The sequence below is a fragment of the Bradyrhizobium sp. th-b2 genome, from assembly GCF_000426785.1.
Lineage (GTDB): Bacteria > Pseudomonadota > Alphaproteobacteria > Rhizobiales > Xanthobacteraceae > Bradyrhizobium > Bradyrhizobium septentrionale.
In genome coordinates this window covers 171,340-185,638 of the sequence record NZ_AUGA01000003.1, presented here as the reverse complement: position 1 = coordinate 185,638, position 14,299 = coordinate 171,340, and the positions used below count along the sequence as shown (strand labels likewise).

Here is a 14,299-nt window from a genome sequence, read left to right as displayed (position 1 = left end):
CTTGGCAATAATTTGCCATGCGATTCTGCTGTTAACCATCCTTTAACGAACAGGCCTCCCCCGGTTGCGCCCCTGTTCCGACGCCCCTATGGTCCGGCCGGGGATTGTGGCTGATTGCCGCAGTAGAGTGTGGATCATGCGTCGTATCATCGTCATTGCGGCCGCCGGGCTGAGCCTGGCCGGCTGCTCCTCCTTCTCATTGGATTCGTTCAAGTCGGCGCCACCGCCGGTACCGGTGCAGCTGGATTCGAACCCGCAGGGCGCGGACGCCGTGACCTCGCTCGGTCCGGGCTGCAAGACGCCCTGCACCGTGTCGATCCCGGCGCCGGAGGCGAACTTCACGGTCACCTTCAACATGCCGAAGTTCCAGCCGGCGACGGTGCCGGTGACGGTGACCCGCACGCCGGGCGACTTCACGAGCCCGGCCACTACCGCACTCGATCCGAGCCCGGTGTTCGCCGAGCTGCAACCCGCCGGCCCGCCGCCGCGTGCGGCACGCAAGCCGATGCGCCCGAAAAAGAAGAAGCCGAAGCCGGCCGCCGCGGCCCCTGCCGCCGCTCCGGACACGGCGTTCCCAGCTCCCGCCGCGGCGCCGCCGCCAGCTGCGGCTCCGAAAAGCTAGCGCGCAAGCGCGTCGAACATCGCAAACGATTGCAGTGCACAAGAGCCCGGCCCAAAGCCGGGTTTTTGGTTTTTGTGGAGACACATCGGCGATTGCGATGATGCATCACGCGATATGGCTCACCTATCGCGCGCGCAATCAGCGTTACATGTTGCGGATCATCCTTACGGACGCATTGTGACAACGAGCCAACATGCATAGATTGTCGGTGCAGAGCCGATCACGGCGCGGCACGCAGGGAAACAGGTCGCAAGACCTAGTTGAAGGCTTGGGTTGAATGAACGGATCCACGCAGGCGCATTCTGACTCGTTGTTTCGTCCGATGACGGATCCGTTCGGCCGCACGATCCGCTATCTGCGCGTCTCCGTCACCGACCGCTGCGACCTGCGGTGCTTCTACTGCATGTCGGAGGACATGACCTTCCTGCCGAAGGCCGATCTGTTGACGCTGGAAGAGCTCGACCGTCTGTGCTCGGCGTTCGTCGCCAAGGGCGTGCGCAAGATCCGCCTCACCGGCGGCGAGCCGCTGGTCCGCCGCAACGTGATGGGCCTGGTGCGCTCGCTGTCGCGCCATCTGACAACGGGCGCGCTCGACGAGTTGACGCTGACCACCAACGGCTCGCAGCTCGCCCGCTTCGCCCAGGAGCTGGCCGATTGCGGCGTGCGCCGCGTCAACGTGTCGCTCGACACGCTCGACCCCGTAAAATTCCGGGCCATCACCCGCTGGGGCGACATCGACAAGGTGCTGTCGGGCATCGAGGCGGCGCGATCGGCGGGGCTCGCGGTCAAGATCAACGCGGTCGCGCTGAAGAACATGAACGAGGACGAGATCCCCGCGCTGATGCAATGGGCACACGGCAAGGCAATGGGCCTGACCTTGATCGAGGTGATGCCGATGGGCGACATCGGCGAAGGCCGCATCGATCAGTACGTGCCGCTGTCGCTGCTGCGCGCGCGGCTCGAGAAGCACTACACGCTGACCGATCTCGCCGACGACACCGGCGGCCCTGCCCGCTATGTCCGGGTCGCCGAGACCGGCGGCAAGCTCGGCTTCATCACGCCGATGACCCATAATTTCTGCGAATCCTGCAACCGGGTGCGGATCACCTGCACCGGCACGCTGCACACCTGCCTCGGCCACGAGGACGCCTCCGACCTGCGCCGGCCGCTGCGCGCCTCCGACGACAACGAGCTGCTGTCGGCGGCGATCGACCGCGCCATCGGGCTGAAGCCGAAGGGGCACGATTTCATCATCGACCGCCGCCACAATCGTCCGAGCGTCAGCCGCCATATGAGCGTGACCGGCGGCTAGACTCCGGCCCCTCCCCAACGCCCTGAGTGCCGCCTGATTGCCAAGGCGGGACAATGATTTGCCCGCGTGTCAATTTGCCCATTTTCCGATTGACGGCGTTCCACGGCGCTGATTTGGTGCCTTAGCTTCCACGCTAGTCTGGCCAGGATAGGCCGCTGCCCCCGTGCAGCCAAGAACGGCTGAAGCGGATTTCGGGGGAGGACGAACGTTTGCAACTGCTCCTGAAAGTGAGCCGTGGCTCCGTGCGCATACGCACGGCGGCCAGATGATGGTTGAGAACGTATTCGGCGCGCAGAGGGCGCGACCGTGGAGATCGTGATGCGCCCATTGCTGGCACTCAGTACGGTTATCGATCTGCTTAATGAGAAATTGGGCGGCATCTGTAATTGGCTCGTGCTCGCCGCCTGCGTGGTGAGCGCCGCCAACGCGATGATCCGCTACGCGTTCGGCTACAGCTCCAACAGCTGGCTCGAATTGCAGTGGTACATGTTCGCCGTCTTCGTGATGTTCGGCGCCTCCTATACCTTCAAAAAGAACGAGCATGTTCGCGTCGAAATTCTCTATCTCATGCTGTCCGAGCGCGGCCAACTCTGGCTCGACATGATCGGAACGCTGTTCTTCCTGATCCCGTCGTGCCTGTTGCTCAGCTATCTGTCCTGGCCGTTCTTCTATCAAGCCTACGAAGTGGGTGAGATTTCGAGCAATGCCGGCGGGCTGGTTCGCTGGCCGATCAAGCTCGTTGTTCCCGTGGGCTTCGTTTTCCTGGCGCTGCAAGGCGTCTCCGAAGTGATCAAGCGCATCGCTGCACTGAAGGGTTACGTCGTGATCGATGCGAAGTATGAGAGGCCGACCCAATGATCACGCTGGAAATGATGCCGCCACTGATGTTCGGCGGCTTGATTCTGGCCATGTTGATCGGATTCCCGGTAGCCTTCACGCTGGCCGCGCTCGGGCTGTCGTTCGGCTTCCTGTCGATCTATCTCGGCTTCTTCGACATGAACTTCCTGCAGGCCATTCCGGGCCGCATTTTCGGCAGCGTGCTCTCCAACGAATTGCTGTTGGCGATTCCGTTCTTCACTTTCATGGGCGCGATATTGGAGCGATGCGGGCTGGCCGAGGACATGCTGGATTCGATGGGCCAGCTGTTCGGCCCGATCCGCGGCGGCCTCGGCTACTCCGTGATCATCGTCGGATTCATCCTCGGCGCAATCACCGGCACGGTGGCGGCGCAAGTCATCGCCATGGCGTTGATCTCGATGCCGGTGATGCTTCGTTACGGCTACAATGTGCGCTACATCACCGGCGTGCTGGCCGCCTCCGGCACCATCACCCAATTGGTGCCGCCCTCGCTGGTGCTGATCGTGATGGCCGACCAGCTCGGCAAGTCGGTCGGCGACATGTATCTCGGCGCCTGGGGACCGTCGGTGCTCCAGATCGCCCTGTTCGCCGGCTACACGTTCCTGCTCGGCATCTTCAAGCCAAGTCACGTCCCTGCGGTTCCTAAGGAAGCGCGGACGCTGACGGGCTGGCCGCTCTGGCGCAAATGCCTGATGGGCATCATTCCGTCGGCCGTGCTGATCTTCGTGGTGCTGGGCACCATGATGCTCGGCCTGGCGACGCCGACGGAAGCCGGCGCGATGGGTGCGATCGGCGCCATCGTTCTCGCCGCGATCCACCACAAGGATCTGAGCAACACGGGCCACAAGATGCTGCTGATCGGCATCGCCGCCACGGGCATCGGCACGATCATCGGAATGCTCGTCGGCGATGGAAAGCTGTTCAAGCTGACTTTCGCGGTGGTCTATCTCGCCGTCGTCTGGCTCTGTCTCGAAGCCGTCCGCATCCCCGACCTGCGCGGCCTGATCAAGCAGGGCTACGAGTCGACCATGCGCCTCTCCACCATGGTGGTGTTCATCCTGATCGGCTCGACCTGCTTCTCGGTGGTGTTCCTCGGCGTCTCCGGCGGCGTCTGGCTGGAGCACCATCTGACCTCGCTGCCCGGCGGCGTCTGGGGCTTCCTGATCTTCATCAACCTCTTCATCTTCTTCCTGGCGTTCTTCCTCGACTTCTTCGAGATCGCCTTCATCATCCTGCCGATGATCGCGCCGATCGCGCAGAAGGTATTGGGGCCGGTCGTGGGACCCGATGCCGCGCTGATCTGGTTCGGCGTCATGCTTTGCGTCAACATGCAGACCTCGTTCCTGCATCCGCCGTTCGGCTTCGCGCTGTTCTATTTGCGCGGCGTGGCGCCGAAAGAGGTCAAGAGCTCCGACATCTATTGGGGCGCCCTGCCCTGGATCGGCCTGCAGGCGATCATGGTGGCGATCGTGATCGCTTTCCCGATCGTGGTGACCGCCCTGCTCGACAAGCCGCTCGACGTCGATCTCAGCAAGATCAAGATCGAGGTGCCGCAGATCGAGCTGCCGCCGCTCGATTTCGGCCAACCGAAGCAGTAGCGCGCCTCGCTTCTTCAGAAGGAATAACCCCGGGGCTTTCGCGCCGGGGTTTTCGCTTGTTTTGGCGGTCGCGAGACAGGTCGACCTTGACGCGCTCGGAGCAACCACCGATCGGCTAGGGCACTTTCGGTTCTGATTGAATCAGAACCGACGCTCTAGCTTTTTGTTTTGACGCGTTTTCTTCACGCGAACCGGCGTCCACTTCGCTCGAAAACGCTTAGGTGGCAGACAACAGGGCCCGGACCATCGGATGACGGTGATCGGCAAGACCGTCAATGACGTCGAAATGATGCCGGCCGGGTTCCTCGATGATGCAGGTCCGCGCCCCGAGGCCGGTCCAGATGTTGGCCAGCAGGGCATTCTGACGGATGAACTCCGGACGCTCCGCGCCGCCGACCCAGCAGGTCACCCGTGCCTCGGGCAATGGCTGCAGCAATGCCGGGCTTTCGGCCCATGCTTCCGCCTCATCAATCCTGAGATCGGCGGTCATGGCGGTCTTCATGAGCGGCCGCAAGTCATGGAGGCCGGAAATCGAGAGCGTGTGTTGTATACGCGCCCGCACCTGATCCGGCAGCGGCGACGTCGCCGAGATCATGCGCGTGACCAGGTGGCCGCCCGCGGAGTGGCCTGTCAGAAATAGCGGCCCCTCGACCATCGAGGCGGCCCGCTCGACCGCGGCGCCGACCTCACGCGTGATGTCCGCGATGCGAACGGCAGGGCACAGCGTGTAGGACGGCATCGCCACCGCATAGCCGCTGTCGACGGAGCCGCGCGCCAGGTTCGACCAGTAGCTCTTGTCGAGCGCGCGCCAGAAGCCACCATGGACAAACACGACCAGGCCCTTGGGCGAACCTTGCGGGAGGAACAGGTCAAACCGGTTCCGTGCGCTCTCGCCGTAGCTGATGTCGAGCCTGGCGCGGGCGGTACCCTGGAGTTCATCACGATAGGCCTCGGCCGGCTGCACCCACGCCCCCGGCCAGCGTTCGCCGCCGGGGATGTTGGCGGCGTTGGCATAGGCATCATTCCAGTCGGAAACCTGATGGAAAATCATGGGCCGATGTCCGTTCGGGGACCTGCGGGTCAGCGCCGATAAATGCGACGCAGCTTGACGGAATCTAATAGCATGGACGCCCGAGGCACAGCGGGAATGTATTTCATGCCTATAAATTTTAGGCTTGAAGTAAATCGCTCGCATGGCAGAATTTGCCGTTGCGCGTGAGGAAAACGGATGACCGATTTCAAACGAACGCAATCGCTGTTCAGCCTGCCGGATGGCGTGATCTACCTGGACGGCAATTCGCTCGGCCCGTTGCCCGTTGCGGTCTCGGAACGCGTCCACCGCGTGATATCGGAGGAATGGGGAAAGCAACTGATCGGAGGCTGGAACAGCGCCGGCTGGATGGTCCAGCCGCGCCGGATCGGCGACCGCATCGGCCGCCTGATTGGTGCGCCGGTGGGCACGGTGGTCGTCGGCGACACGCTCTCGATCAAGATCTACCAGGCGCTGGCCTCGGCGCTCGAGCTCAACCCGTCGCGGCGCATGGTATTGACCGACAACGGAAACTTTCCGTCCGATCTCTACATGGCCGAAGGTCTGCTCAGGACGCTCGACCGGGGATATACGCTCAAGGTCGTCGCGCCTGAGGACGTCGAAGCCGCCATCGACGACACGATCGCTGCGACGATGCTGACCGAGGTCGACTACCGCACCGGCCGGCTTCACGATATGGCCGCGCTGACGCAGAAGGCGCACAGCGCCGGCGCCATCACGATCTGGGATCTGGCACATTCCGCGGGCGCGATCCCAGTTGATGTGCTGGGCGCGAAAGCGGATTTCGCGGTTGGCTGCACCTACAAATATCTCAATGCCGGCCCCGGCGCGCCGGCCTTCATCTACGTGGCGCCTCAGCATGCCGAGAACGCACGGCCTGCGCTGTCGGGATGGATGGGACATCAGTCGCCGTTTGCATTCGATCTCGACTACCGGCCCGGCTCGGGGATCGAGCGGATGCGGGTCGGAACGCCGCCGGTGATTGCGATGGCCGCGCTGGACGCCGCGCTCGATGTCTGGGACGGCGTCAGCATGAACGACGTGCGTCAGGCGTCGATCGCGCTCGCCGATCTGTTCATCCGCGAAGTGGAGGCGCGCTGCCAGGAGCTGAAGCTGGCCTCACCGCGCGACGGAAGCAAACGCGGCAGCCAGGTCTCGTTCCGTCACGACAATGGGTACGCGATCATGCAGGCACTGATCGCGCGCGGCGTGATCGGCGATTTCCGGGCGCCGGACGCGATACGCTTCGGCTTCACGCCGCTTTACATCGGGGAAACGGAGGTTCGCGCCGCGGTCTACGTGATCGCTGACGTCATCGCCAACCGACGGTGGGACACCGCCGAATATCGCAAAAGGGCCCTGGTGACATGACCGAAAAACCCTACGACCCCTCCCAGGAAGGCGCCCAGATGTCGTTTGCGGGACGCATGTCTTACAGCGACTATCTGAATCTGGAACTTGTGCTGGGAGCCCAGAAGCCGCTCTCGGGCGCGCATGACGAACTGCTGTTCATCATCCAGCACCAAACGTCCGAGCTCTGGATGAAGCTTGCGATTCACGAAATCCGCTCGGCGATCACAGCCATTCGCCAGGATCAGCTTCAGTCCGCCTTCAAGATGCTCTCGCGCATGGCGCGGATCTTCGAACAACTCAACAATGCCTGGGACGTGTTGCGGACGATGACGCCGAGCGAATACACCAAGTTTCGCGACCGGCTCGGACAGTCCTCCGGCTTCCAGTCTTACCAGTACCGGGCGATCGAATTCCTGGCCGGCAACCGCAACCTGGCGATGCTGCACCCGCACGATCATCGCGGCGACATCGTCGCAAGGCTGGAGGAGATTCTTGCCGCACCCAGCCTCTACGACGAGGCCTTGCTTCTGCTCGGACGCAATGGCTTCGATATCGGCGAGGATGCGCATCGCACCGATTGGCGCGCGACGCGGAACGAAAATGACAAGGTTCTGGCCGCCTGGAAGACGATCTACGCATCTCCCGGAACCTACTGGATGTTCTACGAACTGGCGGAGAAACTGGTCGATTTCGAGGATTATTTCCGCCGCTGGCGCTTCAACCACGTCACCACGGTCGAGCGCATCATCGGCCTGAAGCAAGGTACCGGCGGCACCTCCGGCGTCTCCTATCTGCGCAGGATGCTCGAGATCGTGCTGTTCCCGGAGCTCTGGAAGGTGAGAACAGAGCTGTAGGATTCCGGGCCAGCCGAAGCAGTCGCGGACTTCAGCGCCTTCGGCGTGCCTCGCGAGAGCGGGGCATGCCGCGCCTGTTGACGGCGGCCGTGCGGCCTGTGAAGACACGGGACACCGATCGTCCTCGAACTCACAGACCCCACCCATGCCCCAATTGCGTCCCGCCCGCTCGTTCGTTCGCCCGCTGATCATATCGCTCGGCCTGGCCGTTGCCGCGCCCGTGGCGCATGCGGCGCCGGAGGCCGACCTTCGCGCGCTGGCGCAGCAGGAGCAGCAGCCGCTGCTCGACACCCTGCGCGACCTCGTGCAGATCGAATCGGGCAGCAAGGACATCGAGGGCCTCAACCAGATCGCCGAGCGCATCGCCGGACAGCTCAAGCAGATCGGTGGCGCAGTGGAGATCCTGCAAACCACCGACGTCTATCGGCTGGACGACACGCCCGAGAAGATCGGCCCGGCCGTGCAGGCTGTATTCACCGGCACCGGCAAGGCGAAGATCATGCTGATCGCGCACATGGACACGGTGTATCTCAAGGGCATGCTGAAGGACCAACCGTTCCGCGTCGATGGCGACAAGGCCTACGGGCTCGGCATTGCCGACGACAAGCAGGGCATCGCCACCATCCTCCATGCCGTGGCGCTGCTGCAGAAGCTCAACTTCAAGGACTACGGCACCCTCACCGTGCTCATCAACGGCGACGAGGAAATCAGTTCGCCCGGCTGGCGCAGCACCATCACCCGCGTTGCCGCGGAGCAGGATGCCGTGTTCTCGTTCGAAGGCAGCGACGCCAGCGGCACGCTCCGCCTCGCCACCAGCGGCATCGGCTCGGCCTACCTGACGGTGCAAGGTAAATCGTCACATGCGGGCGCCAGGCCCGAAGGCGGCGTTAATGCGCTCTATGAGCTGTCACACCAGGTGCTGCAGATGAAGGACCTGTCCAAGCCCGAGCAGGGGCTGAAGCTGAACTGGACGGTTTCCAAGTCCGGCACCAACCGCAACGTGATCCCCGCCGAGGCCACCGCCCAGGCCGATGCGCGCGCGCTCAAGGTTGCGGATTTCGACGAGCTCGAGAAGGCGCTGCAGGACAAGATCAAGAACCGCCTACTGCCCGACTCCAAGGTGGACGTGAAATTCGAGGTGCGTCGCCCGCCGCTCGAAGCCAATGATGCCTCGCGCCGCGTGGCAAGCCACGGCAAGACGATCTATCAGGACTTGGGCATGTCGCTGAACGTGGCCGAAAGGGCTACGGGCGGCGGCACCGACGCTGCGTTTGCCGCCCTCAAGACCAAAGGGGCCGTGGTGGAAGGCATGGGCCTGTCCGGCTTCGGCGCCCACTCCAACGATGCGGAGTACGTGCAGATCAACAGCATCGTGCCGCGTCTGTACCTGGCCACCCGCATGATCATGGACCTGTCCGACGGCAAGGTGAAATAGACCGGCAGGCTTACTGCAGGGCGTTTGCGCAGGGCCCGAAATGGCAGCCGCTGTGATTGCGGTGACTGCGCACTGTCCCTAAGCTGACGCACCGCAAACCGCTCCTGGGGAGGTCGGTGTGATGTACAAGCACCTGATCGGACTGCTTTGCTCGATCCTGCTCTCGGTCGTCCTGGCGACCCCGGGATCGGCGCTCGATCTGGGACGTCGCGGACTGCTCGGCATTACGGCCACGCCGTTGCCGGCAGGAGCCGGCTCGATTGGACCTGGCGTGCTGGCCGCGCGCGTCATCGCCGGCTCGCCGGCCGCTCAAGCCGGCGTCGTCTCCGGTGATGTCGTGGTGTCGGTGGACGGCACGCCGCTCGCCGCAGTTGACGACTTCTTGCGTGAGGTGCGGGTGCACCGCGCCGGCGACACCATCCGCGTCGAGCTGCGCCGCGCCGGCCAACCACTCACACTGGCCATCACGCTCGGCGCTGTACCGTTCGAGACTGCCTTCGGCGTCGACTTCACCTATGACGCCGTCACAACGCCGACCGGACTTCGGCGCACGATCATGACCACGCCGCAGGCGCCTGCTGCCGGTCGGCGACCGGCGGTGCTGCTGATCGGCGGCATCGGCAGCTACAGCGTCGACTATTCCTTCGATCCCGATCACGACGTCGCCGAGCCGTACCGGCGCCTGCTCACCGCCCTCACCCGCCGCGGCTTCGTCACCCTCAGGGTTGAGAAGAGCGGCGTCGGCGACAGCGAAGGGCCGCCGGCCAAGGAAGTGGATCTCGAAGGCGAGCTCGCCGGTTACGTCGCCGGCCTGCGGATGCTCAAGCAGCGGCCGGAGGTCGATCCCGAGCGGGTCTTCATTCTGGGCCACAGCATCGGCAGCGTGGAAGCGCCGATGGCCGCGGCACGCGACCCGGTGCGTGGCATCGTCGTCATGCAAGGCGTGGGCACGACGTGGTTCGAGTACGAACTCGTCAATGTGCGCCGGCAATTGGAACTGGAAGGGCTGGCGCCCGCCGCGGTGGCCGACCGCATGGCGCTCAAGGAATGGGCGATGCATCGCCTCCTGATCGAGGGCCAGCCACGCGCGGCGCTGCTGGCTGAACGGCCGGCCGCGGCGGCGATGATCAAGTATCCGGCTTCGGACGCTTACCTGCGCCAGGTCGCCGCTCTCAACCTGCCGGAGTTGTGGGCGCCGCTCGACCTACCCGTGCTGGTGGTTTACGGGACCGCGGATTTTATCACCAGTGAAGCCGACAGCCGGGCGATTCTGCAGAACGTCAACAGCGTCCACCCCGGCCGCGGCGAGCTCAGGATCATCGACCACATGGACCACTACCTGACTGATGCCGCCGACCAGGCAACGAGCTTCAAGGCTCCGCGGGCGTGGGATCTGACGCCGGCGCGGCATCCGGCCTACCAAACAGCGATCGAGTCAGTCGTCGGCGATTGGTTGGTGGCCCAAGCTGGCCACAGCGGTTGAAGGCTACAGCTTGAAGCGTGAGACGTCCGCTTTCGGGTGCATCACCACTTCGCTCAAAACGCTCTGTTCGGCCGCAGGCCGTCTCACGACGCCGGCTCCGCCTCCGCAAGGCGGAAGCGCAGCGTGAACTGGGCACCGCCGGCCGGCAGGTTCTCCACCCTCACCGTCGCATCGTGATCGTCGACGACGCCGCGCACGATCGAGAGCCCGAGCCCTGCGCCGTCGGTGCGCTGCCGATCGCCGCGCCAGAAGCGCTGGAAGATCAGGCCCTGCTCGGCGGGCGCAATCCCCGGCCCGCAGTCGCGCACCTGCACCGAGCCATCTTCGTGCACCTCGACATCGACTGAGGTCGCATCGGCGGTGTACTTGATGGCGTTCTCCGCCAGATTGAAGATCGCCCGCTGCAGCATCTCGGCATTGCCCCTGACCCGGACCGCACTGTCCGTGCCGCGCAGCGCGATGTCCTTCTGCTGCGCCAGCGCGTAGGGCGCGATCGAGCCGACCACCTCGGCGCACACCGCGCGCAGGTCCGCGGTCTCGCCGGGATCCAGCACCAGCGTATCGAGCTCGGCGATCTCGAGCAGCTGGTTGACGATCCGGCTCATGCTCTCGATGTCGGCATGCAGCTCGCTGGTCCCCTTGGCTGCGTCCAGCGTCTCGATCCGGGTCCTGAGGATCGCGAGCGGGGTGCGAAGCTGATGCGCGGCGTCGGCGGTGAACTGGCGCTGCACGTGAAAGCCGTCCTCCAGACGGTCGAAGGCCTGGTTGACGGCGGTCACCAGCGGCAGGATCTCGCTCGGAATCCCCTCGGTCGGCAGACGGATATCGGTCCTGGCCGGTCCGATACTTCTGGCTTCCTCCGAGGCGCGCAACAGCGGGACAATCGCGCGGCGGAAGATCAGGATATCGGCGGCAAGCAGGATCAGCAGGATCGGGATGGTGATCCAGCCCACCCGCCGGAAGAAGTTGGTGACGATGTCATCGATGATGACGTCGCGATGCGACAGGTCCTCGGCGACCTGGATACGCAGCGTCTGACCGCCGAGCAGCCTGGTGACGCTGGCACCGGAGATCCGGTCGACCGAGGCCGGCAGTGGCGGCGCCTCGCGATGCGACGAAAACAGCACGTGGCCGTCCGCATCGTAGATGTCGTAGCGGTAGCGGCCATAGGCGTCGGAATAGAGCCCCCTCAGGCTATCAGGCAGATTGAGCGATACCTTGCCGCTGGAATCGACCGAGAGGTTCTGGCCGAGATCGGCGGCCTGATCGCGCATTGCCTCGCGATGCAGATGGTTGATCTCCGTATTCAACAGCCACAGCAGCAAGAGCGGCAGGAAGATCGCGGCGACCGCAACCGCCACGATGTGCAGGAACACGATCCGCGAGGTCAGCGACTTGAAGCGGAACACCGCTACTTCTCCTCCGCCATCAGATAGCCGACGCCGCGAATGGTGTGGATGATGATCTTGGCGTGGTGCTCGGCGAGGAGCTTGCGCAGGCGCGACACATAGACCTCGACCGCATTCGAGGCGACCTCGCCCGACAGCCCGAAGATGTGATCCTCGACGTTCTTCTTCGGCACCACCCGCCCCTGCCGCCGCAGCAGGATCTCCAGCACCGACGTCTCGCGCGCCGAGAACACGTGCGGCGCTCCGTCGACGAACACCTGCTTGCTCTCGGTGTCGTAGACCAGATTGGCGAGCTTCAGCGACGAGCCGAGCAGCTGGCCGGGCCGGCGCAGGATGGCTTCGAGCCGTGCCACCAGCTCTTCCAGCGCGAACGGTTTCGCCAGATAGTCGTCCGCGCCGCTGCGCAGGCCGTTGACCCGGTCCTGCAGGCCGTTGCGCGCAGTCAGCACCAGCACCGGCAGCGGGTCGGTCTTGCGGCGAAGCTCCGACAGCACCGACAGGCCGTCACCGTCGGGCAGACCGAGATCGAGGATCATGGCGGCATAGGTGACGCTGCGCAGCGCATCACGCGCCTCGGCAACATTGTTGACGACATCGGATTCATATCCCGCCGCCATCAATCCGCTGGCGAGAAGTCTCGAGAGCTCGACATTGTCCTCGACGATCAAAAGGCGCATCGCAGCAGTCCTGTCTTCATTCGATGTCTTCCGTTTGCACATCTTGTCGCGATGCGCCAGCCACGGGATGAACCGCGCGACGGATCGCGGCTTGGTCAATCACCTTGGGCAATCACGATATGCAAACGACACGCATTTGGGCACAACGCCTCGATTGCGCGACCCGCGCTATGTTTTCGCTATGACCGGCCGCACCGGCCATGACGTGAAAATAGATAAACGCCTACCGGCTGCAATCAAAATCCGCGCCCACCCCGCATGAATGGGCCGGCCAGCGTAAGGCTGGCGTCAGCTAGCCCTGATAACAGATTGCTCGTTCTCGCCGAGAGCTCGACGAATGCCCAATATGCGGCAAGACCTCGATCCTCGCGCGAGGCTTTCATGCAGAATTGGCCGGGCGGGCGATGTCATTTCGAATGAAGCATATGGGCTTTGCGGCGATGCCGGTGCTGGCCGTGCTCCTCGCCGGCGCGTGGCTGATGACGCGCGCCGACGGCGTCGTGAGCGCCAAGGCTGCACAGAAGATGGCTGCGCAGAGGGTCGCAGCACAGGAGACCGCGCCGCAGGATGTCAACGTCGAGCAGCAATATGTCGCGCTGAGCGACAAGCAGGCCGCCTCGCTCAAGGTCATGGTGGCGGTACAACGTTCGTTCCGGACACTGAAGAACGCGGTCGGCTCGATCGACTTCAACCAGAACATGCTGGTGCAGGCGTTCACGCCGAACCCCGGCAGGATCGTCGACACGCCGCTCAATGTCGGTGACGAGGTTGCCAAGGGCGACACGCTGTTCACGATCGACAGCCCCGACCTGCTGCAGGCGGAATCATCGCTGCTCGCCTCGTCCGGCGTGCTCGAACTGCAGATCAGGACGCTGGCACGGGTCAGGCAGCTGCTGAAGACCGGCGGTGGCGCGCAGAAGGACGTCGACCAGGCGACGTCGGATCAGCAGACCGCAGAAGGCAACTACAAGGCCGCGCGCGACGCGGTGCGCATCTTCGGCAAGACCGACGCCGAGATCGACCGCATCGTCGCCGACCGCAAGGTCGATTCCATCCTGGTGGTCCCGAGCCCGATCTCGGGCCGGATCATCGCGCGCAACGCCGCGCCGGGGCTCTACGTGCAGCCCGGCAATGCACCGGCGCCCTACTCACTTGCCGACATCTCGACGATGTGGATGGTCGCCAATGTGATCGAGACCGATGCCCCCTCCTACCGGATCGGTCAATCGGTCGAGGTCCGCCTGCCCGCCTATCCGAACGAGGTGTTTCGCGGCCGCGTGACGACGCTCGGCCTCAACATCGATCCCACCTCGCACCGTCAGCTGGTGCGCTCGGTGATTGACGATCCCCAGCACAAGCTGCGCGCCGGCATGCTGGCGAGCTTCACCATCGAAACCGAGCCGCCGAAACTGTCGGTCAGCGTGCCGTCGGATGCGATCGTGCGCGAGGGCGACGGAACGATGACGGTGTGGGTCACGACCGACGGCCGCAAATTCGACCGTCGCACGGTGACGATCAGCATGGAGCAGGACGGCTGGCGGCAGATCCTCTCAGGCCTCGGCGCGGGCGAAAAGGTCGCGTCGTCAGGCGCAATCTTCCTCAGCAACAAGTTCGCCAATGCGGCCTCCGGATAGCACGCCGGATACG

12 protein-coding genes are annotated in these 14,299 nt (G+C 64.2%); 9 read left to right on the top strand and 3 right to left on the bottom strand.

Features of this window, described 5'->3' with window-relative positions:
• Positions 1 to 136 precede the first annotated feature (136 nt).
• The 4 genes from K359_RS0106065 to K359_RS0106045 all read left to right on the top strand — a co-directional run bounded on the left by K359_RS0106065 (position 137) and on the right by K359_RS0106045 (position 4,390).
• Positions 137 to 622, top strand: coding sequence for a hypothetical protein (locus K359_RS0106065; protein WP_029078539.1), 486 nt, complete (start codon positions 137 to 139; stop codon positions 620 to 622).
• 277 nt (positions 623 to 899) lie between these two features.
• Positions 900 to 1,934 (top strand): GTP 3',8-cyclase MoaA, encoded by a 1,035-nt coding sequence (gene moaA / locus K359_RS0106055; RefSeq protein ID WP_029078538.1) that lies wholly within the window; start codon positions 900 to 902, stop codon positions 1,932 to 1,934.
• A 318-nt stretch (positions 1,935 to 2,252) separates the two neighbouring features.
• Positions 2,253 to 2,792: a TRAP transporter small permease subunit gene (locus tag K359_RS0106050; protein ID WP_029078537.1), complete on the top strand. Its 540-nt coding sequence runs from the start codon at positions 2,253 to 2,255 to the stop codon at positions 2,790 to 2,792.
• Positions 2,789 to 4,390, top strand: coding sequence for a TRAP transporter large permease subunit (locus K359_RS0106045; RefSeq protein WP_029078536.1), 1,602 nt, complete (start codon positions 2,789 to 2,791; stop codon positions 4,388 to 4,390). Before K359_RS0106050 ends, K359_RS0106045 begins: the two co-directional genes overlap by 4 nt.
• A 217-nt stretch (positions 4,391 to 4,607) precedes the next feature.
• Here K359_RS0106045 and K359_RS0106040 read toward each other — a convergent pair whose 3' ends face one another.
• The gene (locus tag K359_RS0106040) at positions 4,608 to 5,441 is read right to left on the bottom strand and encodes an alpha/beta hydrolase (protein ID WP_029078535.1); all 834 of its coding nucleotides are present in this window, start codon (positions 5,439 to 5,441) and stop codon (positions 4,608 to 4,610) included.
• Between the two features lie 177 nt (positions 5,442 to 5,618).
• Here K359_RS0106040 and kynU point away from each other — a divergent pair, with 177 nt between their 5' ends.
• From kynU to K359_RS0106020, 4 genes are all read left to right on the top strand, one after another.
• Positions 5,619 to 6,812: a kynureninase gene (gene kynU / locus K359_RS0106035; protein WP_029078534.1), complete on the top strand. Its 1,194-nt coding sequence runs from the start codon at positions 5,619 to 5,621 to the stop codon at positions 6,810 to 6,812.
• Entirely contained in the window at positions 6,809 to 7,648 is an 840-nt protein-coding gene (gene kynA, locus K359_RS0106030) for a tryptophan 2,3-dioxygenase (RefSeq protein ID WP_029078533.1), read from the top strand. Before kynU ends, kynA begins: the two co-directional genes overlap by 4 nt.
• Positions 7,649 to 7,793: 145 nt before the next feature.
• On the top strand, positions 7,794 to 9,083 hold the full coding sequence (locus tag K359_RS0106025; protein WP_035976202.1) for a M20/M25/M40 family metallo-hydrolase: 1,290 nt from the start codon (positions 7,794 to 7,796) through the stop codon (positions 9,081 to 9,083).
• Between the two features lie 121 nt (positions 9,084 to 9,204).
• On the top strand, positions 9,205 to 10,566 hold the full coding sequence (locus K359_RS0106020; RefSeq protein ID WP_029078531.1) for a PDZ domain-containing protein: 1,362 nt from the start codon (positions 9,205 to 9,207) through the stop codon (positions 10,564 to 10,566).
• Between the two features lie 83 nt (positions 10,567 to 10,649).
• Here the strand turns inward: K359_RS0106020 and K359_RS0106015 are convergent, their stop codons facing one another.
• Both K359_RS0106015 and K359_RS0106010 read right to left on the bottom strand, forming a co-directional pair.
• Entirely contained in the window at positions 10,650 to 11,975 is a 1,326-nt protein-coding gene (locus K359_RS0106015; protein WP_029078530.1) for a HAMP domain-containing sensor histidine kinase, read from the bottom strand.
• Between the two features lie 2 nt (positions 11,976 to 11,977).
• Complete coding sequence (locus K359_RS0106010) at positions 11,978 to 12,652, bottom strand: response regulator transcription factor (RefSeq protein ID WP_029078529.1); 675 nt, start codon at positions 12,650 to 12,652, stop codon at positions 11,978 to 11,980.
• A gap of 404 nt (positions 12,653 to 13,056) precedes the next feature.
• Between K359_RS0106010 and K359_RS0106005 the strand changes: the two genes are divergently transcribed.
• On the top strand, positions 13,057 to 14,286 hold the full coding sequence (locus K359_RS0106005) for an efflux RND transporter periplasmic adaptor subunit (protein ID WP_245284524.1): 1,230 nt from the start codon (positions 13,057 to 13,059) through the stop codon (positions 14,284 to 14,286).
• The last annotated feature ends 13 nt before the right edge of the window (positions 14,287 to 14,299 follow it).

Bases quoted from the DNA above. Each gene is read 5' to 3' on its own strand.
- K359_RS0106025 (WP_035976202.1), top strand. From the start codon at position 7,794: ATGCCCCAATTGCGTCCCGCCCGCTCGTTCGTTCGCCCGCTGATCATA.
- K359_RS0106040 (WP_029078535.1), bottom strand. From the start codon at position 5,441: ATGATTTTCCATCAGGTTTCCGACTGGAATGATGCCTATGCCAACGCC.
- K359_RS0106020 (WP_029078531.1), top strand. From the start codon at position 9,205: ATGTACAAGCACCTGATCGGACTGCTTTGCTCGATCCTGCTCTCGGTC.
- kynU (WP_029078534.1), top strand. From the start codon at position 5,619: ATGACCGATTTCAAACGAACGCAATCGCTGTTCAGCCTGCCGGATGGC.
- kynA (WP_029078533.1), top strand. From the start codon at position 6,809: ATGACCGAAAAACCCTACGACCCCTCCCAGGAAGGCGCCCAGATGTCG.
- moaA (WP_029078538.1), top strand. From the start codon at position 900: ATGAACGGATCCACGCAGGCGCATTCTGACTCGTTGTTTCGTCCGATG.
- K359_RS0106005 (WP_245284524.1), top strand. From the start codon at position 13,057: ATGTCATTTCGAATGAAGCATATGGGCTTTGCGGCGATGCCGGTGCTG.
- K359_RS0106065 (WP_029078539.1), top strand. From the start codon at position 137: ATGCGTCGTATCATCGTCATTGCGGCCGCCGGGCTGAGCCTGGCCGGC.
- K359_RS0106045 (WP_029078536.1), top strand. From the start codon at position 2,789: ATGATCACGCTGGAAATGATGCCGCCACTGATGTTCGGCGGCTTGATT.
- K359_RS0106010 (WP_029078529.1), bottom strand. From the start codon at position 12,652: ATGCGCCTTTTGATCGTCGAGGACAATGTCGAGCTCTCGAGACTTCTC.
- K359_RS0106050 (WP_029078537.1), top strand. From the start codon at position 2,253: ATGCGCCCATTGCTGGCACTCAGTACGGTTATCGATCTGCTTAATGAG.